Raw genomic sequence first — 24,108 nt, forward strand, 5'->3', positions numbered from 1 at the left:
CTCGTGGTCAGCGTGCGACAGGTCAGCGGTCGACGCGGTCGTGGACGGCGTGGTCGACGTCCGAGGGGGTGGTGGTGTCGTGCAGGGCGGCCGGGTCCGGTCGGCGCCAGTCGCTCTCGACGGTGCACGCGAGCGCGCCGGCGTCGGCCGCCCGGTCGAGGGCCTCGGCCGTGGTGGCACCCGAGAGCGCCGCCGCGAGCCAGCCGGCGACGAAGGCGTCACCGGCCCCGACGGGGTCGACGACCCGCACCGGGGTGGCCTGCCGACGGAGGAACTCCCCGTCGACGGACGCCACGGCGCCGCGCGACCCGAGCTTGACGACGGCGCGGCCCCGGGCGAGCGCGGCGAGGTCGTGTGCGAGGGTCTCGTCGTCGCCCTCGTCGTCGGCGAGCCCGAGCACGAGCCGGGCCTCGTCGTCGCCGGCGAACACGATCGACGACCGCCGGGCGACGTCCTGGTAGCGCTCCCGTGCGGTGTCGGCGTCGATGAGCTTCGGCCGGTGGTTGACGTCGAAGGACACCGGGACCCCGGCGGCGTCGGCGCGGTCGATCGCGGACTCGACGGTCGCGCGGGCCTCGTCGGAGAGCGCGAGCGTGATGCCGGTGACGTGCAGGAGCGCGGCCTGCTCGACGATGCTCGCCGGCAGGTCGGACCAGCTCAGGGCCGAACCCGCCGAGCCCCGGCGGTGGTAGGTCACCCGGGTGCGTCCGTCGGCCAGCCGCTCCTTCATCATGATGCCCGTCGACCGGTCGGGGTCCGGCACCGCGACGACGTCGACGCCCTCGCTCCGGACGTCGCGGGTGACGCGGTCGCCGGCGGGGTCGGTGCCCACCCGGCCGACCCACGTCGTCGGCACGCCGGCGCGGACGAGGCCGATCGCGACGTTGCTCTCGGCGCCGCCGGTGTCCACGCGCATGTGCTCGAGGTCCGGGACGGCACCCGTGTCGCGGCCGGTGAGGAGCAGCATCGTCTCGCCGAAGGTCAGGACGCGGCTCACGCCTTCCCCGGTCACCGGGTGCCCTTCGACAGGGCCAGCTGGGCGGAGGACGACCCGAGCGCCACGGAGATCTCGAGCGCGGTCCGGACGACGCCGTCGCCGAGTTCGCGGACGGCCGCGGCGGGGAACCGGGACGCCAGACCCGAGATGCTCATCGCGCCCACCACCTGGTTCGCGTGGTCGAGCACGGGGGCGGCGACGCACCGGATGTCCGGCTCGTTCTCGCGGTCGTCGATGCCGTACCCGCGGCCGTGCGTCCGGTCGACCTCCGCACGCCAGCGGTCGTCGTCGACGATCGAGTGCTCGGTCATCGCGGTCGCCGGCTCCGCGAGCACCCGTTCGAGCAGCTCCGGCTCACCGAACGCCACCATCGCCTTGCCGGACGCGGTGTTGCGCATCGGCAGGCGGTTGCCGATCCGGGAGCCCATACGGACGGTCCCGCGCATCTCGACCTTGTCGACGTAGACGATGTCCGTGCCGTCCGGGACGACCAGGTGGCAGGTCAGCCCCGTCTTCTCCGCGGTGCGGCGGAGGAACGGTGCGGCTGCCGAGCGGAGGTCGATGCCCTCGAGGTAGCTCTGCCCGAGCAGCAGCGCCCCGAGTCCGAGCGTGAAGCCCGCGTCGGGCGTCCGGCGCAGCAGGTCGTTCTCGACCATCGGGGCAGTCAGCCGCAGCACGGTGGACTTCGAAGTGCCGAGTTCCGTCGCGAGCGTGGTGAGCGACACCGCGGGCTCGCCGTTCCGGGTGCGGTCCGCGATGCAGTCGAGGAGTCGGAGACCGCGGCGCAGTGACAGCGCGGCGTTGCGGGCCGGTGCGGGGTCGCCGTCGTCCGTCACGGGTGCGACCGGGGTGGTGGCGCGCATCAGAACCACGTCGTGATCGTGTCGAGGACGGTCTCGTCGTCGTCGAGGACGACCACCTGCCGCCACTTGTCGAAGACCGTGCACGGGTGCGAGATGCCGAACACGACGACGTCGCCGGGCGCCAGCCCGGGCGCCCCGTCCGCCAGCGCGAGGTAGCAGTGCTGGTCGTCGAGGCGGGTGACGGTGACCGCCCCGGGGGCCGGAGTGACCGGAACGACGTCACCCGTGCCTCCAGGCCGGATGTGCCGGACGTGCCGGACGGAACGCACCACGGGGAATCCCTCGTCGAACGAGATGTCCCGCTTGCCGACCGCGACCAGCGCGAGTCCGGGCTCGGGACACGACGTGACGCGCCCCCAGACCTCGATCGCGGGGACGAGCGAACCTTCCTCCGGATGGCGGCCGAAGGGCGTCCGCTCGGCGTAGAAGCCGTCGTCGTGCGTGAGGTACGCGCCGGACCGGAGCAGCACGTCGAGGTCGTCCGGGCGGGCGGCGACCGCGTCGACCACCCCGTCGAACCAGGCGCTCCCGCCCATGCTCAGCAGCGCGCGCGGGGCGCCGACGAGCGGGTGCACCGCGGCGGCGACGGCGAGCACGCCCTCGACGTACGCGCGGGCGGCGTCGACGCCCGGCAGACCGCCCTCGTACCCGGAGACGCCGCGCAGCGAGAGGCCGGCGTCGTGCGCGGCCCGGGCGACGTCGAGCGCTTCCTCAGCTGTACGGACGCCGGTGCGACCACCGGGGAACCCGACCTCGACCAGGACGTGCAGGTCGCCCGCGACCTCGGCCTGCGCGGCGCGGGCCGCCTCGACGCCAGCGGGCGAGTCGACGTAGCAGAGGACGTCCGCGGCGGGGTCGGCTGCGCGACGGGAGGCGAGCCAGGCGAGTCCGGCGGGGTCGAGGACCTCGTTCGCGACGAGGATCCGGTGCACGCCGTGCTCCCACGCGACCATCGCCTGCTGCACGGACGCGACGGTGACGCCCCAGGCACCGGCGGCGAACTGCCGAGCGGCGAGCGCCGGCGCCATGTGTGTCTTCATGTGCGGCGCGAACAGGAGCCCGTGCCGCTCGACGTAGGCCTGCATGACCGCGGTGTTGTTCGCCAACGCGGACTCGCGCAGCGTCATGACGGGCAGGTGCGCGTGGTCGAGGACGTGGCGGGTCGCCGCGGCTGCCGGGTCGGGGGCGCCCTTCGTCGTGACCGTGCCGGGTGTGGTCGTCATCGAACCTCCTGTGCGTCGTGCGGTGCCCCTACGTTCCCGGTGTTGCGTCGGGCGGGGCAACGTCCTCGTCCCCGCCATTCTGCAGTGCAAAACCTCAGTTGGGCATAGCATTTGGCCTGACATGGCGACGACGATGACGACACGACGACGGAGCAGTACGGCGGTGGCCGTGCTCGTCGCGGGCACCTTCTTCATGGAGCTCCTGGACGGCACGATCCTGGCCACGGCGGCGCCGGCGATGGGACGCGACCTCGGGGTCGACTCCGCGGCGGTCGGCGTCGCGATCACCGCCTACCTGGTCACGCTGGCCGTGTTCATCCCGGTGAGCGGCTGGCTCACCGACCGCATCGGCTCCCGCACCGTCTTCGCGGGGGCGATCGCCCTGTTCACCATCGCCTCGGCACTCTGCGCGCTCTCGACGGGGCTCGTCGACCTGACGCTGTGGCGCATCCTGCAGGGCCTCGGCGGCGCGCTCATGGTGCCGGTCGGGCGGCTGGTGGTGCTCCGGAGCGCCGGGCGGGAGCAGCTGGTCACGGCCATCGCGATCCTGACCTGGCCGGCCCTCGCGGCACCGATCATCGCGCCGTTCATCGGTGGGGTGCTCGTCGACACCCTGTCCTGGCACTGGATCTTCCTCATCAACATCCCGCTCGGCGTCATCGCGTTCGTCGCCGCGCTCGTGCTCGTCCCGGAGGAGCGTGCGGCGGAGCGGGTGCCGTTCGACTGGTTCGGGTCGCTGCTCGCCTGCTTCGGCCTCGGTTCGCTCGTCGTGATGGCGTCCCTGCTGGCGCTCGACACGATCCCGGTCGTCGCGGTGATCCTGTCCGGGATCCTCGGCGCGGTGTGCTGCTGGCTCGCGGTCTGGCACTTCCGCCGGGCACCACACCCGATCATGGGGCTCGACTCGTTCCGGCTCGAGACCTTCCGGGTGTCGCACGCCGGCGGCAGCCTCTTCCGCCTGGCCGTCTCCGCGGTGCCGTTCGTCCTGCCGCTGCTCTTCCAGGACGCCTGGGGCTGGAGCGCCGTGCTCGCCGGGTCGGCCGTGCTCTGGGTCTTCGTCGGCAACCTCGGGATCAAGCCCATGACGACGCCGTTCCTCCGCTGGTTCGGGTACCGCCCGGTCATCATCGTGTCGAGTGCGATCGCCGCACTGAGCGTCGTCGCGATGGTGTTCATGACCGAGGACACCCCGTTCTGGCTCCTCGCCGTGCTGCTCGTCGTGAGCGGCGCCGCACGGTCCGTCGGCTTCACCGCGTACAACACCATCGCCTTCGCGGACGTCGAGCAGGCCGACATGACCCCGGCGAACACCCTGTCGTCGACCCTCCAGCAGACGGCCGCGGGCTTCGGTGTCGCGGTCGCCGCCGTGGTCATCCGAGCCGCCGCCGGACTCGGCGGGTCCGGGCCGTACGACGCGGCGTTCTGGGTGATCGCGGTGCTGCTCGTCGTCGCCTGCGTCGAGGGACTCCTGATGAGCCGCACGGCCGGAGACACGGTCCGACCAGCGCGCCGAGTCCGCGCCTGACGAGGGCGATCCGGCGTCGTCGTCCGTTTTCGACACGGTCACACGCGCGAAACCCGGGCCGCGCTACAGTCTCAGCAACTGTTTGCGATCGCCGAGTACGGTTGCCCGCGGCAGGGTGACCGGAAACACCCGGAACAGGAAGGCAGCATGGCCGCGACACAGCAGCAGGGGACGATCGCAGCCGACACGGCCGTGGAACCGACCGGGCTGCGTGTCGTCAGCTACAACCTCCGCGAGCACACCGCGAACGGCGAACTCGCCGCCCTGGCCGAGGCCTCGCAGGCCGACGTGATCTGTGTGCAGGAGTGCGACAGCAACGACCTGGCGCCCTCCGTCGCCGGGCTCTCCCTCGCCGCGTCCACCAAGGGCAACCGGCTCGGGCTCGCGATCTACAAGCGGGACGACCGCTTCGAGGTCCAGGACTTCACGATCCACTCCCTGCAGAAGTCGTTGCACGACCGGGTCCTCGCACCCGCGCACGAGCGGCTCATCGCGATGCACCTGCGCGACACCGAAGCCGACGCCGAGGTCATCGTCGCGTCCTTCCACGCCTCGCCCCTGACCGCGACGAACTCCCTGCGCCGGAAGCAGATCGAGGCCGCGCACCAGTTCGTCCGGGACCTCTCGACCGAGGCCCCCGCCGTCATGGTCGGCGACTTCAACTACCCCTGGTTCCAGACGAACCTGCGCCGCAAGATCGAGGAGCACGGCTTCGCGCTGTCGCTCTCCGACCAGCCGACGTACCTGCGCTACCGAAAGTTCACCGGCCACTTCGACTTCGCGACGAGCGTCGGCCTGCACATCGCCGGCGTCGAGACCCTGCCCGCCGGCATCTCCGACCACCGGCCGATCCTGGTCCGCGCGCACTACGAGCACCCCGGCGCGACCGGCACCGTCGCCACCGTGGAGTCCCCGGCCGCCTGAGGCGCCGTGCCCGCGGGCAGGGCCGTTCGCCGAGCGGGCAGAACTCGCCGCGCGCGTCTCACCGAGCGGGCGCAACGCGCCGTCTCGGCGCGGTGAACGTGACGAATACGGCCCGCTCGGGTCGTCAGGTAGCGTTCCGCCGAACGGGCAGGACGCGCCGCACGCGTTCCGCCGAACGGGCGGGACGCGCCGTCTCGGCGTCGCGAGCGTGACGAATACTGCCCGCTCGGGGGAGCGCCCCGCGCCCGTCCGGCGACGCACTGGAGGCCCGGTGCCGGTCGACGAGACCGGCACCGGGCCTCCAGGCGGTCGCCTTCCGGGCACGGCCCGCGTCAGCGACGCAGGGTCGCGCGCGCCAGCCGGTTGCCGATGAACTGGCCGAGCTGCACGATGACGACGATCGCCGCCACCGACACGTAGACGATCCACCAGTCGTAGCGCTGCGATCCGTACGTGATCGCGTACTCGCCGAGGCCACCGCCACCGATCAGCGCACCCTGCGCCGTCATGTCGACGATGCCGATGTAGATGAACGTGTAGCCGAGGATCAGCGGGCCGAGGCCCTCGGGGATGAGCACGGTGAGCAGGATCGACACCGGGTGCGCGCCCGATGCCCGAGCCGCCTCGACGACGCCGGGGTCGATCGCCAGGAGGTTCTGCTCGACGATCCGCGCCACGGCGAACGACGCCGCGAGCGAGATCGCGAACGTCACCGCCGGCACGCCGATCGTGGTCTGCACGACGACCCGGGACAGCGGGGCGATCGCCGCGAGGAAGATCACGAACGGGATCGGGCGGACCAGGTTCACGACCACGTTGAGGATCGTGTACCCGGTGCGGCTGCCGAGCAGGTTGCCCGGACGGGTCGCGTACAGGAGCAGGCCCAGTGCGAGCCCGATGATCCCGGCGATCACCAGCGAGATGAGCGACATCACGATGGTGTCGCGGATCGAGGTGAGGAAGACGTCGAACGTGTCGATCACGCTCTGGAAGCTGTTGTTCACGCTGCTGCCTCCTCGTCGGTCGTGACGCCCGCGGAGCGGAGGGCGTCGATGGCATCGTCGACACCGGTGGGAGAAGCCGCGCTGAGTTCGTAGGTCAGCGAGCCGATCCGACGCTCCCGGATCTCCCCGACCCCGCCGTAGACGAGCTCGGCGGTGACACCGGCGGCGCGGAACGCGGCGTCGATGCGGTTCTGGAGCCCGGCCTCGTCGGTGATCTGCACCGTGACGAGCCGACCGGGGTGCCGCTCCCGCAGACGTGTGAGCGTCTCGGGGGAGGGCCGGTCGTGCAGTGCGGTGCGGACGAACCGCTGGGCGGCGTCGGTCTGCGGGGTCGAGAAGACGTCGTACACGTCCCCGACCTCGACCACGCGGCCCTGCTCCATGACGGCGACCCGGTCGGCGATCTGCCGGACGGCGTCCATCTCGTGCGTGATGACGATGATGGTGACGCCGAGTTCTCGGTTGACCCGGCGCAGCAGCGCGAGGACCTCCGAGGTGGTCTCCGGGTCGAGGGCGCTCGTGGCCTCGTCGGCGAGCAGGAGCTCCGGGTTCGAGGCGAGCGCGCGGGCGATGCCCACGCGCTGCTTCTGACCGCCGGACAACTGCTCCGGGTAGGCGTACGCGCGGTCGAGCAGGCCGACGAAGTCGAGCAGCTCGGCGACGCGTCGCTCTCGCTCGGCCTTCGCCACACCTGCGACCTTGAGCGGGTACGCGACGTTGCCGGCGATGGTGCGGGAGCGGAACAGGTTGAACTGCTGGAAGATCATCCCGATGCGCCGACGCGCCAGACGGCGATCCCGCTCGGGGATCGCCGTCAGCTCCTGGCCCGCCACGGTGACGCTCCCGGAGCTCGGCAGCTCCAGGGCGTTCACGAGGCGGACCAGGGTGGACTTGCCGGCACCGGAGTACCCGATGACGCCGAGGACCTCTCCCTGGTGCACATCCAGGGAGACGTCCTCGACGGCCACCACGGTCTCGCCGGTGTCGGCGCGGCGGTAGTGCTTCGAGACGCCGCGGAGTTCGACGAGGACTGTCACTACTGCTTGGCCGCCTTCGCGTCCTTCTCGACCTTGGCGAGCTCGTCCTGCAGCGAGGAGGCGCTCTCGTCGCGGACGACCGCGTCGGGGTTGTCCTTGAGGAAGACCTTCTGCACGGCGTCGTCCTGGAAGAGCTTCGCGAGGGCGAGGTACGTCTTGTTGTCCTTGTCCGCGTCGCGGGCGGCGAAGACGTTCACGTACGGGGCGGCGTTCGCGCTGGACGGGTCGTCCTGGTACACGATGTCCGACGTCGGCAGGCCTGCGGCGGTCGCGAAGTTGTTGTTCACGACGGCGCCGGCGACGGAACCCTGCTGCAGGGCGTTCGCGGTCTGCGAGGCCTCGAGCGGCTCGACGTCGACCTTCTTCGTCTCGATGTCCGAGGTGGTCGAGAAGGCCGAGCCGCCGTCCTTCAGCGTGATGAGCTTCGCGCCCTGCAGCACCAGGAGCGCGCGCGCCTGGTTGATCGAGTCGTTCGGGATCGCGATCTTCGAGCCCTCGGGGATCGCCGACGCCTTGTCGTACTTCGTCGCGTAGAGCGGCAGCGGGTAGACGGCGGTCGAGCCGATCGGCTGCAGGTCGTCGTTCGAGGTGACGTTGTAGTCCGCGAGGTACTGGATGTGCTGGAACTGGTTGAGGTCCAGCTGCTCGTCCTTGAGTGCCGGGTTCGGCAGCGAGTAGTCCGCGAAGTTCGTGAGCTTCACCGTGACGTTGAGCTTCGACTTCGCGAGCTTCGTGTAGGTGCTCCAGTACGAGAGCGACTTGTCCGCGACGCCGATCGTGACGGTCTTCGGCGCGTCACCGGACGCGCCGGCCCCGTCGTCGTTGCTGCCCGAACGGACGGCTCCGACGATGAGGGCGACGACGATCGCGACGACGACCACCGCGGCGGCGATGATCCAGCCGATCGGGCGCTTGCCCTTCGGCTTCTCGGGCAGTGCGGGTGCTGCGGACATGCTGGTGCTCCTCGTGGGCAGTGCTGTGGGGGTGTCGCGGTGGTCCGCGGCGTGCAGTCGAGTGTGACGGGCCGCCCGGCGCGGTGCGAGTTCCGTTCCGCCGTGTTACATCCGTGTCACACGGGTCGGTCGGTCGCCGCCCCGTCGGTCATGTCGTCGGCACGTTCCAGCTGCGAGCGGGGAGAACACGCCGCGACTGTCCCGCCGAGCGGGCGGAACATGCCGTGCGGGCGGCGCGAGCGCGACGTACTTCGCCCGCTCGGCGGGCGGGCGGGTGGCGGGTGGCGGCCAGCGGGTGGCGGACTGGAGGCGCGGGGCGGGGCCGACCCGCGCCTCCAGTCCGGTGGTGGGAACTGCCCGGAACACGTCCGCCCGCCGGCCGTCGAGCGGTCACGACGCGCCGCGCGGGTCTTGCCGAGCGGGCGGAACGCACCGCCCGGGCGGCGCGAGCGCGACGTACTCCGCCCGCTCGGCGCAGCACGCAGAGCGGTCAGGCGGTTCACTGGAGGTGTGCGGAGCATCGAACTCGTCCTCGAACCCTCGTCCGACGCTGCGGTGCGGGCGGTGTGGGCCGCGCTCGTCGATGCCGGGCTCCCGAGCCTCGGTCGGCACCCGTCGCCGTCGAACGCTCCGCACGTGACCCTCGCAGCGGGTCCGACGCTGCCGGTGCCGACTGCGTTCGACGCTCCCGTGCCGGACTCGTTGCTGCTCGGCGGCCTGCTGCTCTTCCCCGCCGGCCCCGGCAGGTCGGTCCTCGTCCGCTCGGTCGTGCTGGACCCGGTGCTCGCCGCGTTCCACGCCGCGCTGCACCGGACCACGCCCGACGCCGTCGACACCACGCTGCCCGGCCGCTGGTCGCCGCACGTCTCCTTCGCCCGCCGGGTGCGCGACGCCGACCTGCCGCGCGCGGTCGAAGCGCTCCGCGACGCCCCGTTGCCGTCGACCCTGCAGGTCGCCGGGGTCCGGCACTGGGACGGGGAGACGCGGACGGTGACGCCGATCGGCTGAGTCGGTCAGACCCCGAGCACGCGCTCGCCGAACGCGGACGCGAACGTCCGGTCGGGGTCGGCTGCGGCGACGAGGTCGCGGAAGGCCTGGAGGCGCGGGTACAGCCCGTCGATCGCGTCGCGTCCCAGGGAGCTCATCTTCCCCCAGTGCGGTCGCCCGTCGAACGGTGCGAGCCGCTGCTCGAGGTCCGGCAGGAGCGCCGCGACCTCGGCCGGGTGCTTCTGCCACGTGAAGGCGATGCAGAGGACGTCCTCGCCCTGCGTCGGGCTGAGCCAGAACGGGTCCGCCGCCATCGTCCGGAGCTCGCACACGTGCAGGTGCGGCTGGATGCGGTCGGCCATGGTCCGGACGGCGTCGAGTGCGGCTGCCGCGTGCCGGAGCGGGACGAAGTGCTCGCTCTGCACCTCGGACCCGTGGCTCGGCACCGACTCGATCGGGAAGTGCGGGAGGCGGTCCCACCACGGTCCGACCGAGCCGTCCCGGGCGGTGTGGTGTCCGTCACCGGGGGAACCGGGCAGCTTCGAGGCGCCGAAGAGCTCCTCGGGCACGGCCACGTCCTCGGCGCCGTCGGGGACGCGCGACTTCAGCAGGACCTCGCTGATCTCGTCGCCGAAGACGGTGTACGAGCAGACCGAGGTGGCCGCGGCGTGGATCGCGGCGACGTTCGCGGTGAAGACGTCCCACGGGACCGGGCCGTACGAGTCCTGCCGCATGCCGTAGGTCGGCTCGACGTCGAGGGTGACGCGGGTGACGATGCCGAGCAGCCCGAGGTGCAGCACCGATCCCGGGAAGGACGGGTCGTCGCGGTCGATCGTCCGCGCGGCCCCGTCGGGTCCGAGCACCTCGAATGAGCGCACCGCGGTGCTGAGCGACCCGAGGGCGGTCCCGGAGCCGTGGGTCCCGGTCGCGATCGCGCCGCCGAGCGAGATGTGCGGCAGCGAGCCCATGTTGTGCAGGCCGAACCCGGCGCGGTCGATCTCGGGAGCGATGGCGCCGTACCGGGTGCCCGCGCCCATCGTCACGGTGTGGTGGACCCTGTCGACCTCGAGGTCGGTCGGGATCCCGGTCAGGTCGAGCAGGACCCCGGGGGCGTCGGCGGAGTCGTTGAACGAGTGCCGCGTCCCGAGTCCGTGCACCCGAGGCGACCGGGCGACGATCTCGGCTGCTTCGTCGACCGACGTCGGGCGGAGGACCCGCTCGGCCGTGTAGGTGACCGTGCCGGACCAGTTCAGTTCGCTCGTCGTCGACCGCATGGCGCCCACGATGCCACGAGCGGCTCGGTTCGCGCCCCCGGATGGACATCGCGCCCCGGAGGAACGGGGCGCGATGTTCGGAAGGGGGCGCGAACCGGAGCGCGCGAACCGGAGCGCAGGCGACCCGACGTCCGCGGGTCAGTGCATCGACGGTGCAGGCGCGCCCTCGGGCGTCGCCGGACGCCGGACCATCGCGGAGGTCGCGATGCCGAACAGGGAGATGATCGCGCCGACGAGGAACGCGGTCTTCACGCCCGAGGCGGTCGCGGCGGCCAGCCCGTCCGCCCCGCTGCCGGCCACCGCCGTCGACGCGCCGATGGTGAGGAGCGTGACGAACAGCGCGGTGCCGGCGGCTCCGGCGAGCTGCTGCGCCGTGCCGAGGACCGCGCTGCCGTGCGAGTAGAGCTTCGGGGGCAGCCCGCCGAGCGCCGCCGTGAACAGCGGCGTGAAGGTCAGCGCGAGCCCGATGCTCAGGACCACGTGGGCGCCGAGGACGAACCACACACTCGTGTCGACGCCGACCGTGGACAGCGCCCAGAGCACGGCGCTGACGATGATCGAGCCGGGGATGAGCAGGACGCGCGGGCCACGACGGTCGTAGATCCGGCCGACGACGGGGGAGAGCAGCCCCATCAGCAGCCCGCCCGGGAGCAGGAGCAGCCCGACCTGCAGGACCTCGAGCCCGAGCACGCGCTCGAGGTAGATCGGCAGCAGGATGAGCGTGCCGAACATCGCCATGAAGCTCAGCGCCATCGCGACGATCGGGATCGTGAAGCCCTTCGTCCGGAAGGTGCGCAGGTCGAGCAGGGCGCCGTCGCTGCGCTGCAACCGGGTCTGGCGGAGGACGAACACCGCGAGGGCGACGACGCCGACGACCAGGGCGGTGACCGGCACGACGGGGCCGGTGGTCGCGATCTCGCCGATGCTCGACAGCCCGTAGACGATCCCGCCGAACGCGAAGGCCGACAGGATCACCGAGAGCACGTCGAGCGGTGCCTTGCGCGGTGTCGAGACGTTCGCGACCTTCACCATGCCGAGGACCAGCGCGGCGAGGGCGATCGGCAGGACGAACCCGAACAGCCAGCGCCACGAGAACGCGTTGAGGATGAGGCCCGAGATCGTCGGACCGATCGCCGGGGCGACGGAGATGACGATCGAGATGTTGCCCATCACGCGGCCGCGGTGGGCCGGCTCGACGAGCGTGAGCACCGTCGTCATGAGCAGCGGCATCATGATCGCCGTCCCGCTCGCCTGCACGATCCGGCCGAGCAGCAGCATCGTGAACCCGGGCGCGAGCAGTGCGATGAGCGTGCCGGCGGAGAACAGGCTCATCGCCCAGACGAACACCGGGCGGGTGTTGAACCGCTGCAGCAGGAACCCGGTGATCGGGATCACGACCGCCATGGTGAGGAGGAACCCGGTCGTCAGCCACTGGCCGGTCGCGGCGCTGATGTCGAGGTCGTCCATCAGCCGGGGCAGGGCGACGCCCATGATCGTCTCGTTGAGGATGACCACGAACGCCGAGACGAGGAGCAGACCGATCACGAGTCGGGTCTCGCCGGGGGAGGGCTGTGCGACGCTCCCGGTGCGGGGTGCGGAATCGACGGCCTGGGACATGCGGGGCTCCTGGTGGATCACGACTGGTGGAACGAGGGGGCGCAGAACGCGGGGTGCGCAGAACGCGCAGACAGGGCAACCGCCTGAGTGGATTCGATTATTCCGCTTCGCTCCGACATCCGCACCGGGACACCCACCCGACGACCTCAGTGCAGGATCGCGAACCCCTCGACGTCTCCGTGCGGCACGACCGTCCGGCACGCCACGTCCGTCACGGTCGCCGAGGGCGGGCCGGTCCGGATGAAGGTCATCAGCGCGTCGACCGCCGGAGCAGGCCCCTCCGCCTCGACCTCGACCGTCCCGTCGAACAGGTTCCGCGCGTACCCGGCGAGCTCCAGTCCGTCGGCCTTCCGCGCGGTCCAGTACCGGAAACCGACCCCCTGGACCGTCCCCGACACGACGGCGTGCATCCTCGTCACCGTTGTCATGCGGCTCAATGTAGGCGCGCGGCCGGACCAGGAGTTTTCGTCGCTGTTTCCGTCTCGTGAAACCCGGTGATAGTGTCATTGCAACCCGAACACTTCGAGTCAACATGACACAAACAAGCGAACCCACCGAACCCCGCATCCGCGTCGCGGTCTCGACCGTGATCGTCGCGCTGCGCCCGCACCCCGACACCGGTGCCCCCGCGCTCTGGATGCCACTCGTCCGCCGGGTCGCCGAACCGTTCGAGGGTTCCTGGGCGCTGCCGGGCGGGTGGGTGCAGCCGGACGAGGGGCTCGAGGACTCCGCCGCCGCACGCCTCCGCGAGACGACGAACGTCCAGCCGCGGTACCTCGAGCAGCTCTACGCCTTCGGCGACGTCGAACGGTCCCCGAGCCGGGTCGTGTCGATCGTGTACTGGGCCCTGGTGCACCCGGACGAGGCGAGCTCGGTGCCCGACGACTGGAACGTGCGCTGGTTCCTGGCGGACGAGCACCCGCCGCTCGCCTTCGACCACGACCGCATCGTCGAGTACGCCCTCTGGCGACTGCGCAACAAGATGTCGTACTCCCGGATCGCCCAGGCGTTCCTGGGGGACCGGTTCACCCTCGCCGAGCTCCGCGGGGTGTACGAGGCGGTGCTCGGGCGTGCGCTCGACCCGGCGAACTTCCGGCGGCAGGTCGAGAAGACCGACGCGATCCTGCCGACCGACGAGACCACGAGCGGGGACCGGCACCGTCCGGCCCGGCTGTACCGCTCGAACCCCGACCTGGCCTACGCGGACAACGGCCCGCTGCAGCAGGGCACACGACCGCAGAACCGATAGGAACACCGCAGTGTCCATCGCAACGACCATCGAACTCATCTCCAACGGCCGGGCCGCCGGCAGCACCTGCACGCCCGACCTCGCCATGCCGACCTGGGACTTCGACGCCCGCCCCGGCTACGGCCCCGGCTCGTCGATGTCCGACGTCATCCCGACGTCCGCTCCGCGACAGGGCGTGATCCCGGACGAGTACAAGAACGCACCGGTGGACGAACTCCACGAGCGCATCGAGCGGGCGAAGGCGACCCTGGGCGACCGTGTCGTGGTCCTCGGGCACTTCTACCAGCGCGACGAGGTCGTGCGGCACGCGGACTTCCTCGGCGACTCCTTCCAGCTCGCCAACGCGGCGCTGACGAAGCCCGACGCCGAGGCCATCGTGTTCTGCGGTGTGCACTTCATGGCGGAGACGGCCGACATCCTCGCCCGCGACGACCAGCGCGTCATCCTGCCGAACCTCGCCGCCGGGTGCTCGATGGCGGACATGGCCGACATCGACAGCGTCGAGGCCGCCTGGGCCGAGCTGACCACGGTCTACGGCACCGAGCCGGACGCCGACGGCCGGGTCCCGATCATCCCCGTCACCTACATGAACTCCGCGGCCGACCTCAAGGCGTTCTGCGGGCGGAACGGCGGCATCGTCTGCACGTCGTCGAACGCGGCGACCGTCCTCGAGTGGGCGTTCGAGCGCGGCCAGCGCGTCCTCTTCTTCCCGGACCAGCACCTCGGCCGGAACACTGCCAAGGCGATGGGGATCAGCACGGACCTGATGCCGATGTGGAACCCGCGGAAGGCCCTGGGCGGCAACGACGCGCAGACCCTGCAGGATGCGAAGGTCGTCCTCTGGCACGGCTTCTGCTCGGTGCACCGCCGCTTCACGGTCGACCAGATCGAGCAGGCCCGTCGCGACCACCCGGGTGTCCAGGTGATCGTCCACCCCGAGTGCCCGATGGCCGTGGTCGACGCGGCGGACGCGGCCGGCAGCACGGACCTCATCCGGAAGACGGTGGCGGCGGCGACCGAACCGACGACGTTCGCGATCGGCACCGAGATCAACATGGTGAACCGGCTCGCGGCCGAGTACCCGCAGCACACGATCTTCTGCCTCGACCCCGTGGTGTGCCCCTGCTCGACGATGTACCGGATCCACCCGGGGTACCTGGCGTGGGTGCTCGAGGCCCTGGTCGACGGCGAGGTCCTCAACGAGATCGTCGTCCCCGCCGACGTCCAGGCCGACGCCAAGGTCGCCCTCGAGCGCATGCTCGCCGCGAAGCCGCGAGACTGAGGCGGAGGCCGTGCACGTCGTCATCGTCGGTTCCGGCATCTCCGGACTGACCGCAGCGATCCGCGCGAGCGCCCGCCACGACGTCACCCTGGTGACGAAGGGCGCCCTCGCCGACAGCGCGACCGCGTACGCCCAGGGCGGCGTCGCGGTCGCACTCGGTGCCGACGACTCGTCGTCGCTCCACCAGGCCGACACACACGTCGCGGCCGCCGGCAGCGCGGACGCCCGCGCGGTCGAGGTGCTCTGCACGGACGGACCGGCACGCGTCCGCGACCTGCTGTCGCTCGGCGTCCCGTTCGACCGCACGGCGGACCCGTCGAGCCTCGACCGGTACGGCGACGACCTCGCCCGCGGGCGCGAGGCAGCGCACGGCCGGTGGAGGGTCGTGCACGCCGACGGTGACGCCACCGGAGCGGCGATCGAGCGCACCCTCATCGACGCCCTGCACCGTCGTCACGTCACGATCCTCGAGCGCACCTGCCTCACCGACCTCGTCGTCCGTGACGGCGCCGTGGTCGGGGTCGACGTGCTCGACCTGCTCGGCGAACCGCGGCGGCTCGACGCCGACGCGGTCCTGCTCGCCTCCGGCGGAGCGGGACACCTGTACCGCGAGACGACGAACCCGCTCGTCGCGACGGGCGACGGCGTGGCCGCCGCGTGGCGCGCCGGAGCGGTCCTCGCGGACCTCGAGTTCGTGCAGTTCCACCCGACCCGCCTCGCGGTGCCCGGCGGGGGACTCGTGTCCGAGGCCGTCCGCGGCGAGGGCGCCGTGCTCCGGGACGCCCGTGGTCGGCGGTTCATGACCGACGTGCACCCGGACGCCGAGCTCGCCCCGCGGGACGTGGTGGCACGCGGGATCGCCGCCGCGGTGCGCGACCAGGGCGGCGCACCCGTGCTGCTGGACGCGACCGGTCTCGACGCCGGCTTCCTGGTCCGACGCTTCCCCGGACTCACCCGCGCCACCCGAGCCGCCGGGTTCGACTGGACCCGCGAGGGTGTGCCCGTCTCGCCGGCCGCGCACTACTCGATGGGTGGCATCGCGACCGACGCCGAGGGACGCACCAGCCTCCCCGGACTGCTCGCCGTCGGCGAGGTCGCCTGCACCGGGGTGCACGGTGCGAACCGGCTCGCCTCGAACTCGCTCCTCGAGGGGCTCGTCTTCGCCGTGCGGGCGGCTGACGCGCTCGACGCGCCCCGCCCCGGCCGGCTGCGCCTGCGGGGTGACGCAGGTCTCCACGTCACGACCGTCAGCGACGCGGCCGACGCGATCCGCGCCTCCAGTCCGATCCTGCCTGGAGGCGCGGATCGCCGCACCGACGGGACGGACGTCCGTCAGGCGGTCCAGTCCGTCATGACGGACCGCGTGGGCCTGCTCCGCGACGCGACCGGACTCGCGACCGCACGCCGCGAACTCGACGCCCTGCGCGTCGCGGACCCCACCGGGGTGCGCGACCACGAGGACCGAGCACTGCTCGACCTCGCACGGATCGTCGCGCTCGCCGCCGAGACCCGCACCGAGTCCCGCGGTGCCCACGCCCGCACCGACCACCCCGACACCGACCCGACCGCACCCGCGTCGTACGCGTGGGTCGCCCAGCACGCAGCCGTCCCGCAGGAGGTACCCGCATGACCGCACCGATCGATCCGGGGACCATCCCGCCGCACGCCCTGCGCCGGGTGATCGACACCGCTCTGGAGGAGGACGCGCCCTGGGGCGACGTCACGAGCGAGACCCTGATCCCGGCCGACGCGACCGCGACCGCGACGCTCGCAGCGCGGGAACCCGGCGTCCTGAGCGGCGGCGGCGTGTTCGTCGCCGTGATGCGCACGGTCGACCCGGCGATCGACGTCGTCGTGCACGTCGCCGACGGGACGTCGTTCACGGCGGGCACCCTGCTGGCGACGGTGACGGGCAACGCCCGCTCGGTCCTGCGGGCCGAGCGGGTCGCGCTGAACCTCGTGCAGCGGATGTCCGGCATCGCGACCGCGACGGCCGCCTACGTCGCAGCGGTCACGGGCACCCGTGCGCGGATCGTCGACACCCGGAAGACGACCCCGGGGCTCCGAGCGATCGAGCGGTACGCGGTGCGCTGCGGCGGCGGCCACAACCACCGGACCTCGCTGTCGGACGCCGTGCTCGCCAAGGACAACCACCTCGCGGTGCTCCTGGCGGGCGGGACGGCCGTCGGCGACGCCATCGGTGCGGCCCGGAAGCGCCTCGGGCACACCGTGCACCTGGAGGTCGAGGTGGACCGCCTCGACCAGATCGAACCAGTCGTCGCGGCCGGCGTCGACACGATCATGCTCGACAACTTCACGCCGGTCATGCTCGTCGAGGGCATCGCGCTCGTCGCCGGCCGTGCGCTCGTCGAAGCGTCCGGGGGCGTCTCGCTCGACACCGTCGCCGCGATCGCCGCGACCGGGGTGGACGTCATCTCCGTCGGGGCCCTGACGCACTCCGCCCGGGCGCTCGACCTCGGGCTCGACATCGACGTCGCGGTCTGACCGGGCCCGTGTTCTACCTCGACCGGGCCGCGACGACCCCCGTGCGCCGCGAGGTGCTCGAAGCCATGTGGCCGTACCTCACGGGCACGTTCGGCAACCCGTCGTCGACGCACGGCGTCGGTGACGCGGCTGCCCGTGGGCTCGCCGACGCCCGGGCAGCGGTCGCCCGGGTCCTGGGGTGCCGACCGGCCGAGGTCGTCTTCACCACCGGGGGCACCGAAGGCGCGAACACCGCGGTGAAGGGCATCGCGCTCGCGTCCCCCCGCGGCCGGCACGTCGTGACGAGCGCGATCGAGCACGAGGCGGTGCTCGAGAGCTGCCGGTACCTCGAGCGCTTCCACGGGTTCGAGGTCACCGTGCTGCCCGTCGACGCGCTCGGGGTCGTGGACCCCTCGGCGTTGCGTGCTGCACTCCGCCCGGACACGACGCTCGTGTCGATCGCGCACGCCGACAACGAGATCGGGACCGTGCAGGACGTCCGGGCACTCGCCGCGGTCGCTCACGAGGTCGGCGCCCGGTTCCACACCGACGCGGTCCAGTCCGCGCCGTGGCTGCCGGTCGGACTCGACGTGCTCGGCGTCGACGCCCTCTCGCTGTCGGGACACAAGGTCGGCGCGCCGAAGGGCACCGGCGTGCTGGCGATCCGGTCGGGCGTGGCGCTCGAGCCGCTCCTGCACGGCGGTGGACAGGAGCGGGGGAGGCGGTCCGGCACCGAGGACGTCGCCGGTGCCGTGGCGGTCGCGACGGCGCTGACCCTGCTGGCCGCCACCCGATCGGAGTCCGCGGCGCGGGCCACCGTGAACCGCGAGGCCGTGCTCGACGGGGTCCTCGCCGCCGTCCCCGGCGCGTTCGTCTCCGGGTCGCGGACCGCGCGGCTGCCGGGGCACGCGTCGTTCTGCTTCCCCGGCGTGAACGGCGAGACGGTGCTGCTCGAGCTGGAACAGCGTGACGTCGTGTCGTCGTCGGGGAGTGCCTGCGCCGCCGGCAGCACCGAGGCGTCCCACGTGCTCACGGCGCTCGGGCTGTCCGACGAGGTCGCCAGGACCGCGCTCCGGCTGACCTTCGACGCGAGCCTGACCGAGGCGGAGGTGCCCGTCGTGGTCGGGGCGGTCGCCGAGTCGGTCGCGGCCGTGCGGACACTCGCTTGAGCCCTATCGGGGTGTACTAGACGTTCTACTCCATGAGTGGGGTCGTGTCCCCCCTTCTGCGGACAGCCGATCTGCGTCAGAGTGTTCACATGGCAAACGCGATGACGACTCGGGTCCGGCAGGAGGACCACTTCCGGGCGGTCCAACTCCTCCCCGCACCAGCGACGGTCGTCGCGCTCGTCCTGGCCGCACAGCACGACCTCGGCACCGCCCCGCTCGGGCTGATCGCCGTCGTGGGTGCGCTGGCGACCATCGGGAGTGCCCTGCTCCCCATGGTCCGACCCGCGGCGGCCCGACGGTCGATGCCCGCACCGACCGAGACGGACCGGTACCGAGAGGACACCGAACACCCTTGAGGACCAGCGCCGACGGGTCCGTTTCCCCTGCGGACCCGGCGGTGCGATGACCGGACGCTGCCCCTGATCTGCGTCCGGCGCGGGGCACGGCACCCCCTGAATCGTCGTGCCCCGCTGGATCCCGCGACCCGTCGTGGGCGTGGGCGTCGCTTCCCCTGTGCGACGCCGCCCCCTCCGCCCACGGCGGGTCCCGGATCCTGCCCGTGCTCCCGCTAGCGTGGGCGCATGCCCTCGTACCGTGTGACCCTGGCCGTCGGGGCACTCGCTTCCGGCGCGACTCCCGACGCCGTCCTGCCCGAGGCCGCTCGCCTGGTCGCCGAACTCACCGTCGTCGAGGCGAAGGACGTCCGGCTGCTCCGGGGCGTGCCGTGCGCCGTCGTGCGGTTCGAGGCACCGTCGGACGAGATCGCTTCGGCCGTCGCATCGCACGCCGCGGACGGACTCGCTGCGACCGCCGAGGTCCGGTCAGCCGCCGTCACCCGGCGCGACGGACCCCGGTGGACGCCCGTGGGCTGACCGGCCACACGTAGTCCAGGTCGTCCGGCATGTCGGGGAAGAGCGGCCGGTAGTGCTCCGGGGCCTTCTGCACGAGCTTCGAGCGATGTGACCGGTGCACCGCCGGGTCGTCGTTCCACGGCGGTGTCGGGAAGTCGCCGCGCTCGTACGCCTCGCGATCTTCCGGCACGAGCCCGAGGTCGGCGAGCGTCTTGTCGAGACAGGTGTCCGCGTACCCGCGCTCGGTCCACGTCCGGCACGTGGCGTCCTGGTAGGCCATCAGCGCCGGACGGTACCCACGCCACATCGCGACGACCGGGTGGTGCTGCCAGCCGTAGTCCGGCAGCGTCAGTGCGCGCATCACCTGCAGCGTCTCGACCCGCTGCTTGCCGAGCCGCCGGTCGTCGAGCACCTCGGCCGAGGCGCGGAAGTCCGGGTACGGCAGGAACGTCTGCATGGCGCGGACGGTACGCGCCACGCGCTGGAACCCGACACATGTCGTCACAACCGAGCCGCCCGGGCGGCATGCGTGTGACGATCGACCGCATGAGCGGAGAACTCGTCGTCGGCGTGAGCGGCAGCCCATCGGACCCCTCGCGGACGTCCACCCTGGTGGCTGCGACCGTGGCGCGCCTCGGGCAGGAGATCGAGGACGCCCGGACCGAGACGGTGGAGATCGGCCCGCTGCTCGCCGACCTCGGTGCCGCGCCGTCCCGCGAGGCGATGTCCGACCGCACCCGCCGCGCCCTCGAGACCGTCGAGGCAGCTGACGTGCTCGTCGTGGGCAGCCCGGCGTTCCGTGCCGCGTACTCCGGTGCGTTCAAGCTCTTCTTCGACTGGATCGGGCAGTACGACCTCGTCGACACCCCGGTGCTCCTGACCGCGACGGGTGGGAGCGACCGGCACGCGCTGCTCGTCGAGCACCAGATGCGGCCCTTGTTCGGGTTCTTCCAGTCGACCACGCTGCCCATCGGCGTCTTCGGGAACGAGCGGGACTTCACGAAGCGCGAGGGCGGCTACGACATCGCGAACGTCGACCTCGAGCTGCGCATCGACCAGGCCGTGCACCGTGCCCTGCCGATCATCCGCGGCGGCTTCGCCACGGCCGGCGTCGGCGACGTCCGCCGCCCCGCCGACTTCTGAGACCGGGGCGAGCGAGGTCGCACGACACGCCGCGGGTCCGCCGCCGAGGTCGCGTGAACTGCCGCCCGCGTCGACCGCGAGCGGCAGGTCACGCGACCTCGTCGGGCGTCAGGGGGCGGGGACCGCGACCGTCGCGCCCGATGCGGCCGAGCTGCGCACCGCGTCGAGCACATCGACCACGTGCACGGCGTCGTCCGCCGGGACCGGCACCGGCCCGAGCCCGCGGACCGCACGGGCGAACCGCTCGTAGTAGTCCGTGTACGAGCTCTGCGCCGACGGGACCTCGACCGTCCCCGACGACGCCGTGAGCGTTCCGCCGGCCGGCTCGATGCCCCACCCGGCGCGGTCCTCGGCCGGCGAGTGCCCCGCCACCGCGGCCTGCGCCTGCACGTCTGTACTCGAGGCCTCGTACGTGCCGTCGACCCCGTCCACGCGGAGGCGTCGAGCGCTCAGCCAGCCGGCCTTGTTCGACGTCAGGACGGACTCCACGTCGGAGACGTGCGTCGCCGACAGGGTGAACCCGGCGTCGATGTCGCCGTCCTGGTCGCGTCCGAGTGCGCGGGCGTCCCGGACGTCGAGCGTGCAGGACACCCGGGCGATCGGGCCGAACAGCGACACCGCCTGGTCGACCAGGTGCGACCCGATGTCGGAGAGCACGCCGCCGCCGACCCCGGTCGCGATCCCGTGCCGCTCGACCAGGTCGAACCGCGACCAGAACCGCAGCGGCTCTCCGACGCGTCCGTCGTCGAGCACACCACGGAGTGTCGCGAGGTCGGTGTCCCAGCGTCGGTTGTGGAAGGGCGCGATGACCACGCCGGCTGCCGCTGCGGCGTCACGGATCTCGCGTGCGGTCGCCGGGTCGGGCGCGAAGGGCTTGTCCGCCACCACTGCGACCCCGGCAGCGATCGCCTCGAGCTCGAGGTCACGCCGCGTCGACGGGGGAGTGGTGATCACGACGGCGTCGACCCCGGCTGCCAGCAGGTCGCCGAGCGAGTCGTGCACCGGGACCCCGGGCAGGTCGGCCGCGAGCTGCTCCCGCTTGTCGGCCGAGCGGGCGACGACGCCCACCAGTTCAACGCCCTCGGCGTCGAGGAGGAACGGCCGGTGGAAGGCCCGCCCGCCGAGGCCGTAGCCGACGAGACCGATTCGAACTTTGTCCATACATTCGAACCTAGCGCGAGATACTCACGAACGGAACGTTCCAACCACCGGACGGGAGGCGCGTGGCGGGCGCGCCCCGCGCCTCCCGTCCGCAGTGGGGTCAGCCCTGCAGGGACGCGACGTGCGCGACCGCCAGACGGTAGCCGTCCGGGCCGGCGCCGGCGATGACGGCGGTCGCCGCCGTCGCGACGTGGTCGACGTGCCGGAACGGTTCGCGCTTCCACGTGTTCGACAGGTGCACCTCGACGACCGGGACGGACAGCGCCTCGACCGCGTCGTGCAGCGCGACCGAGGTGTGCGCGTACGCGGCGGGGTTGATGACCACCCCGACGAAGTCGTCGAGCGCCTCGTGCAGCCACTCGACGAGCTCGCCCTCGCGGTTCGTCTGCCGGAAGTCGGCGTCGAAGCCGTGGACCGCCGCCTCGGTGTGGACGATCGCCTCGATCTCGGCGAGCGTCACCGTGCCGTACTGCGTCGGGTCGCGCCGCCCGAGGATGTCGAGGTTCGGGCCGTTGAGGACGAGGATGCGCGACTGCTCGGTCATGGAGCGAGCCTATCGACGCCGCTCGTGGCCCTTGCGGGCGTGATGCATACCTCGGCTATGTGAACGGTCACAAATCGGTGTAACGTTCCCGTCCGGGTCGGCGGAGTTGTCGATCGCAACACACTGACGTGGAGTTTGAATGGTTCTCGCTGCAGCGAACAACGGGATCCGGCTCGATCTGGGCTGGGTCGACTACCTGATGATCATCGTGTACTTCGCGGTCGTCATCGGGATCGGTTTCACCGCCCGGAAGCAGGTCCGGACGAGCATGGACTTCTTCCTCTCGGGCCGCTCGATGCCCGCGTGGATCACGGGCCTGGCGTTCGTGTCCGCGAACCTCGGCGCGACCGAGATCCTCGGCATGGCCGCCAACGGTGCCCAGATCGGCATGGCGACCCTGCACTACTACCTCGTCGGCGCGGTGCCGGCGATGGTGTTCCTCGGGCTCGTGATGATGCCCTTCTACTACGGCTCGAAGGTGCGCTCCGTGCCCGAGTTCATGCTGCGGCGGTTCGGCAAGGCCCCGCACCTGGTGAACTCGATCGCGTTCGCGGTGTCGAACGTGCTCATCGCGGGCATCAACCTGTACGCGATGGCGATCGTCATCGAGGCCATGCTCGGCTGGCCCGAGTGGCTCGCGATCATCGTCTCCGCAGGCTTCGTGCTCGTCTACATCACCCTGGGCGGCCTGAGCAGCGCGATCTACAACGAGGTCATGCAGTTCTTCGTGATCATCGCCGGGCTCATCCCGCTGACGATCGTCGGTCTGCACCGCGTCGGCGGCTGGGACGGCCTGTCGTCCGCCATCGTGAAGACCCAGGGCGTGCAGCACCTGCAGGCGTGGGCCGGAACCGGCTTCGGTGACGTCACCAACCCGATCGGCGCGAACTGGCTCGCCATCGTGCTCGGCCTGGGCTTCGTCCTCGGCTTCGGCTACTGGACGACGAACTTCACCGAGGTCCAGCGCGCGTTCTCGGCGAAGAACATGTCCGCCGCCCGCCGCACCCCGCTCATCGCCGCGATCCCGAAGCTCTTCATCCCCGCGATCGTCGTCATCCCCGGCCTGATCGCCGCGGCCGTCGTCGGCAACCAGTTCGCCTCCGGTGCGCTGGACTACAACGACGCGATCCCGAAGCTCATCCAGATGTACCTGCCGACCGGCGTGCTCGGCGTCGCGGTCACCGGTCTGCTCGCCTCGTTCATGGCCGGCATGGCGGCGAACGTATCGTCCTTCAACACGGTCTTCACGTACGACATCTGGCAGCGCTACATCAAGCCGAACATGCCCGACGTGCACTACCTGAAGACCGGTCGCTGGGTGACCGTCGTCGGCGTGCTCGTCGGCATCGCGACCGCGTTCATCGCCGCACAGGCGTCGAACATCATGACGTACATGCAGACGCTGTTCTCGTTCTTCAACGCGCCGTTGTTCGCCGTGTTCATCCTCGGTCTGCTCTGGAAGCGGATGACCACCGCCGGAGCGCTCTGGGGCTACATCCTCGGCATCGTCACGCCGACGATCACCTGGATCGCCTACCTGGTGAACCCGAAGCTGTTCGCCACCGCGACCGCCGAGACCCTGTACGGCGCGATCATCTCGTTCGTCACCGTCCTCGTCGTCGGGTTCGTCGTGTCGATGTTCACCAAGCCGAAGGCCGAGAAGGAACTCGGCGGCCTGGTCTACGGCATCGGCAAGATCGACCTGCACGGCGACTCCGTGGCGACCGACACCGCCTGGTACCGCTCGCCCGCGCTGCTCGGCACCGTCGCACTCGTGCTGTGCGTCGTCCTCTACCTCCCGTTCCTCTGATCACCGAAGGA

At 71.7% G+C, this 24,108-nt stretch carries 24 protein-coding genes; 12 read left to right on the plus strand and 12 right to left on the minus strand.

Features of this window, described 5'->3' with window-relative positions; translation table 11 throughout:
* Positions 1–22: 22 nt before the first annotated feature.
* Genes ABIC61_RS01270 through ABIC61_RS01280 form a run of 3 tightly spaced genes read right to left on the minus strand, consistent with a single transcriptional unit; the run spans position 23 to position 3,083 of the window.
* On the minus strand, positions 23–1,012 hold the full coding sequence (locus tag ABIC61_RS01270; protein WP_354028511.1) for a sugar kinase: 990 nt from the start codon (positions 1,010–1,012) through the stop codon (positions 23–25).
* Positions 1,009–1,860: an IclR family transcriptional regulator gene (locus ABIC61_RS01275; RefSeq protein ID WP_354028512.1), complete on the minus strand. Its 852-nt coding sequence runs from the start codon at positions 1,858–1,860 to the stop codon at positions 1,009–1,011. Before ABIC61_RS01275 ends, ABIC61_RS01270 begins: the two co-directional genes overlap by 4 nt.
* Positions 1,860–3,083, minus strand: coding sequence for an alanine racemase (locus tag ABIC61_RS01280; protein WP_354028513.1), 1,224 nt, complete (start codon positions 3,081–3,083; stop codon positions 1,860–1,862). The genes ABIC61_RS01275 and ABIC61_RS01280 overlap by 1 nt, the downstream gene beginning before the upstream one ends.
* A gap of 121 nt (positions 3,084–3,204) precedes the next feature.
* Here ABIC61_RS01280 and ABIC61_RS01285 point away from each other — a divergent pair, with 121 nt between their 5' ends.
* Together ABIC61_RS01285 and ABIC61_RS01290 are read left to right on the plus strand one after the other, a co-directional pair.
* A complete protein-coding gene (locus tag ABIC61_RS01285) occupies positions 3,205–4,608 on the plus strand; it encodes an MFS transporter (protein WP_354028514.1) in 1,404 nt (467 codons plus the stop codon).
* 147 nt (positions 4,609–4,755) lie between these two features.
* Positions 4,756–5,532 carry an endonuclease/exonuclease/phosphatase family protein gene (locus ABIC61_RS01290; protein ID WP_144751836.1) on the plus strand — a complete coding sequence of 259 codons (777 nt, stop codon included), beginning with the start codon at positions 4,756–4,758 and terminating at the stop codon, positions 5,530–5,532.
* A 332-nt stretch (positions 5,533–5,864) separates the two neighbouring features.
* Here the strand turns inward: ABIC61_RS01290 and ABIC61_RS01295 are convergent, their stop codons facing one another.
* From ABIC61_RS01295 to ABIC61_RS01305, 3 genes are all read right to left on the minus strand, one after another.
* The gene (locus ABIC61_RS01295) at positions 5,865–6,464 is read right to left on the minus strand and encodes a methionine ABC transporter permease (RefSeq protein WP_144752646.1); all 600 of its coding nucleotides are present in this window, start codon (positions 6,462–6,464) and stop codon (positions 5,865–5,867) included.
* Between the two features lie 68 nt (positions 6,465–6,532).
* Positions 6,533–7,573: a methionine ABC transporter ATP-binding protein gene (locus ABIC61_RS01300; protein WP_144751839.1), complete on the minus strand. Its 1,041-nt coding sequence runs from the start codon at positions 7,571–7,573 to the stop codon at positions 6,533–6,535.
* Positions 7,573–8,526 carry a MetQ/NlpA family ABC transporter substrate-binding protein gene (locus ABIC61_RS01305; RefSeq protein WP_354028515.1) on the minus strand — a complete coding sequence of 318 codons (954 nt, stop codon included), beginning with the start codon at positions 8,524–8,526 and terminating at the stop codon, positions 7,573–7,575. The genes ABIC61_RS01300 and ABIC61_RS01305 overlap by 1 nt, the downstream gene beginning before the upstream one ends.
* Before the next feature lie 510 nt (positions 8,527–9,036).
* Between ABIC61_RS01305 and ABIC61_RS01310 the strand changes: the two genes are divergently transcribed.
* Positions 9,037–9,534 (plus strand): 2'-5' RNA ligase family protein, encoded by a 498-nt coding sequence (locus tag ABIC61_RS01310; protein ID WP_354028516.1) that lies wholly within the window; start codon positions 9,037–9,039, stop codon positions 9,532–9,534.
* A gap of 5 nt (positions 9,535–9,539) precedes the next feature.
* Here ABIC61_RS01310 and ABIC61_RS01315 read toward each other — a convergent pair whose 3' ends face one another.
* The 3 genes from ABIC61_RS01315 to ABIC61_RS01325 form a co-directional block, all read right to left on the minus strand.
* Positions 9,540–10,787, minus strand: coding sequence for a D-arabinono-1,4-lactone oxidase (locus ABIC61_RS01315; protein ID WP_354028517.1), 1,248 nt, complete (start codon positions 10,785–10,787; stop codon positions 9,540–9,542).
* Positions 10,788–10,925: 138 nt separating this feature from the next.
* Complete coding sequence (locus ABIC61_RS01320; RefSeq protein ID WP_354028518.1) at positions 10,926–12,404, minus strand: MDR family MFS transporter; 1,479 nt, start codon at positions 12,402–12,404, stop codon at positions 10,926–10,928.
* 146 nt (positions 12,405–12,550) lie between these two features.
* Complete coding sequence (locus ABIC61_RS01325) at positions 12,551–12,832, minus strand: acylphosphatase (protein ID WP_186321943.1); 282 nt, start codon at positions 12,830–12,832, stop codon at positions 12,551–12,553.
* Between the two features lie 104 nt (positions 12,833–12,936).
* Between ABIC61_RS01325 and ABIC61_RS01330 the strand changes: the two genes are divergently transcribed.
* From ABIC61_RS01330 to ABIC61_RS01360, 7 genes are all read left to right on the plus strand, one after another.
* Positions 12,937–13,653 carry an NUDIX hydrolase gene (locus tag ABIC61_RS01330; protein WP_079236667.1) on the plus strand — a complete coding sequence of 239 codons (717 nt, stop codon included), beginning with the start codon at positions 12,937–12,939 and terminating at the stop codon, positions 13,651–13,653.
* A 10-nt stretch (positions 13,654–13,663) separates the two neighbouring features.
* Positions 13,664–14,935 (plus strand): quinolinate synthase NadA, encoded by a 1,272-nt coding sequence (gene nadA, locus ABIC61_RS01335; protein ID WP_354028519.1) that lies wholly within the window; start codon positions 13,664–13,666, stop codon positions 14,933–14,935.
* Positions 14,936–14,945: 10 nt separating this feature from the next.
* Positions 14,946–16,565: an L-aspartate oxidase gene (gene nadB / locus ABIC61_RS01340; protein WP_354028520.1), complete on the plus strand. Its 1,620-nt coding sequence runs from the start codon at positions 14,946–14,948 to the stop codon at positions 16,563–16,565.
* Positions 16,562–17,440: a carboxylating nicotinate-nucleotide diphosphorylase gene (nadC, locus tag ABIC61_RS01345; protein WP_354028521.1), complete on the plus strand. Its 879-nt coding sequence runs from the start codon at positions 16,562–16,564 to the stop codon at positions 17,438–17,440. The genes nadB and nadC overlap by 4 nt, the downstream gene beginning before the upstream one ends.
* Before the next feature lie 8 nt (positions 17,441–17,448).
* A complete protein-coding gene (locus tag ABIC61_RS01350) occupies positions 17,449–18,588 on the plus strand; it encodes a cysteine desulfurase family protein (RefSeq protein ID WP_354028522.1) in 1,140 nt (379 codons plus the stop codon).
* 89 nt (positions 18,589–18,677) lie between these two features.
* Positions 18,678–18,944 carry a hypothetical protein gene (locus tag ABIC61_RS01355; RefSeq protein WP_133518835.1) on the plus strand — a complete coding sequence of 89 codons (267 nt, stop codon included), beginning with the start codon at positions 18,678–18,680 and terminating at the stop codon, positions 18,942–18,944.
* 225 nt (positions 18,945–19,169) lie between these two features.
* Positions 19,170–19,460 carry a hypothetical protein gene (locus tag ABIC61_RS01360; protein ID WP_354028523.1) on the plus strand — a complete coding sequence of 97 codons (291 nt, stop codon included), beginning with the start codon at positions 19,170–19,172 and terminating at the stop codon, positions 19,458–19,460.
* Here the strand turns inward: ABIC61_RS01360 and ABIC61_RS01365 are convergent.
* A complete protein-coding gene (locus ABIC61_RS01365; RefSeq protein WP_354028524.1) occupies positions 19,420–19,896 on the minus strand; it encodes an MSMEG_6728 family protein in 477 nt (158 codons plus the stop codon). The genes ABIC61_RS01360 and ABIC61_RS01365 overlap by 41 nt on opposite strands.
* 89 nt (positions 19,897–19,985) lie before the next feature.
* Here ABIC61_RS01365 and ABIC61_RS01370 point away from each other — a divergent pair, with 89 nt between their 5' ends.
* Positions 19,986–20,582 (plus strand): NAD(P)H-dependent oxidoreductase, encoded by a 597-nt coding sequence (locus ABIC61_RS01370; RefSeq protein ID WP_186321944.1) that lies wholly within the window; start codon positions 19,986–19,988, stop codon positions 20,580–20,582.
* Between the two features lie 108 nt (positions 20,583–20,690).
* Here ABIC61_RS01370 and ABIC61_RS01375 read toward each other — a convergent pair whose 3' ends face one another.
* Together ABIC61_RS01375 and aroQ are read right to left on the minus strand one after the other, a co-directional pair.
* Complete coding sequence (locus tag ABIC61_RS01375; RefSeq protein WP_354028525.1) at positions 20,691–21,743, minus strand: Gfo/Idh/MocA family oxidoreductase; 1,053 nt, start codon at positions 21,741–21,743, stop codon at positions 20,691–20,693.
* A 100-nt stretch (positions 21,744–21,843) separates the two neighbouring features.
* The gene (aroQ, locus tag ABIC61_RS01380) at positions 21,844–22,287 is read right to left on the minus strand and encodes a type II 3-dehydroquinate dehydratase (protein WP_354028526.1); all 444 of its coding nucleotides are present in this window, start codon (positions 22,285–22,287) and stop codon (positions 21,844–21,846) included.
* A gap of 139 nt (positions 22,288–22,426) precedes the next feature.
* Here aroQ and ABIC61_RS01385 point away from each other — a divergent pair, with 139 nt between their 5' ends.
* Entirely contained in the window at positions 22,427–24,097 is a 1,671-nt protein-coding gene (locus tag ABIC61_RS01385; RefSeq protein ID WP_354028527.1) for a sodium:solute symporter family protein, read from the plus strand.
* The last annotated feature ends 11 nt before the right edge of the window (positions 24,098–24,108 follow it).

Source organism: Curtobacterium sp. 1544, assembly GCF_040544915.1.
Classification (GTDB): domain Bacteria; phylum Actinomycetota; class Actinomycetes; order Actinomycetales; family Microbacteriaceae; genus Curtobacterium; species Curtobacterium pusillum_C.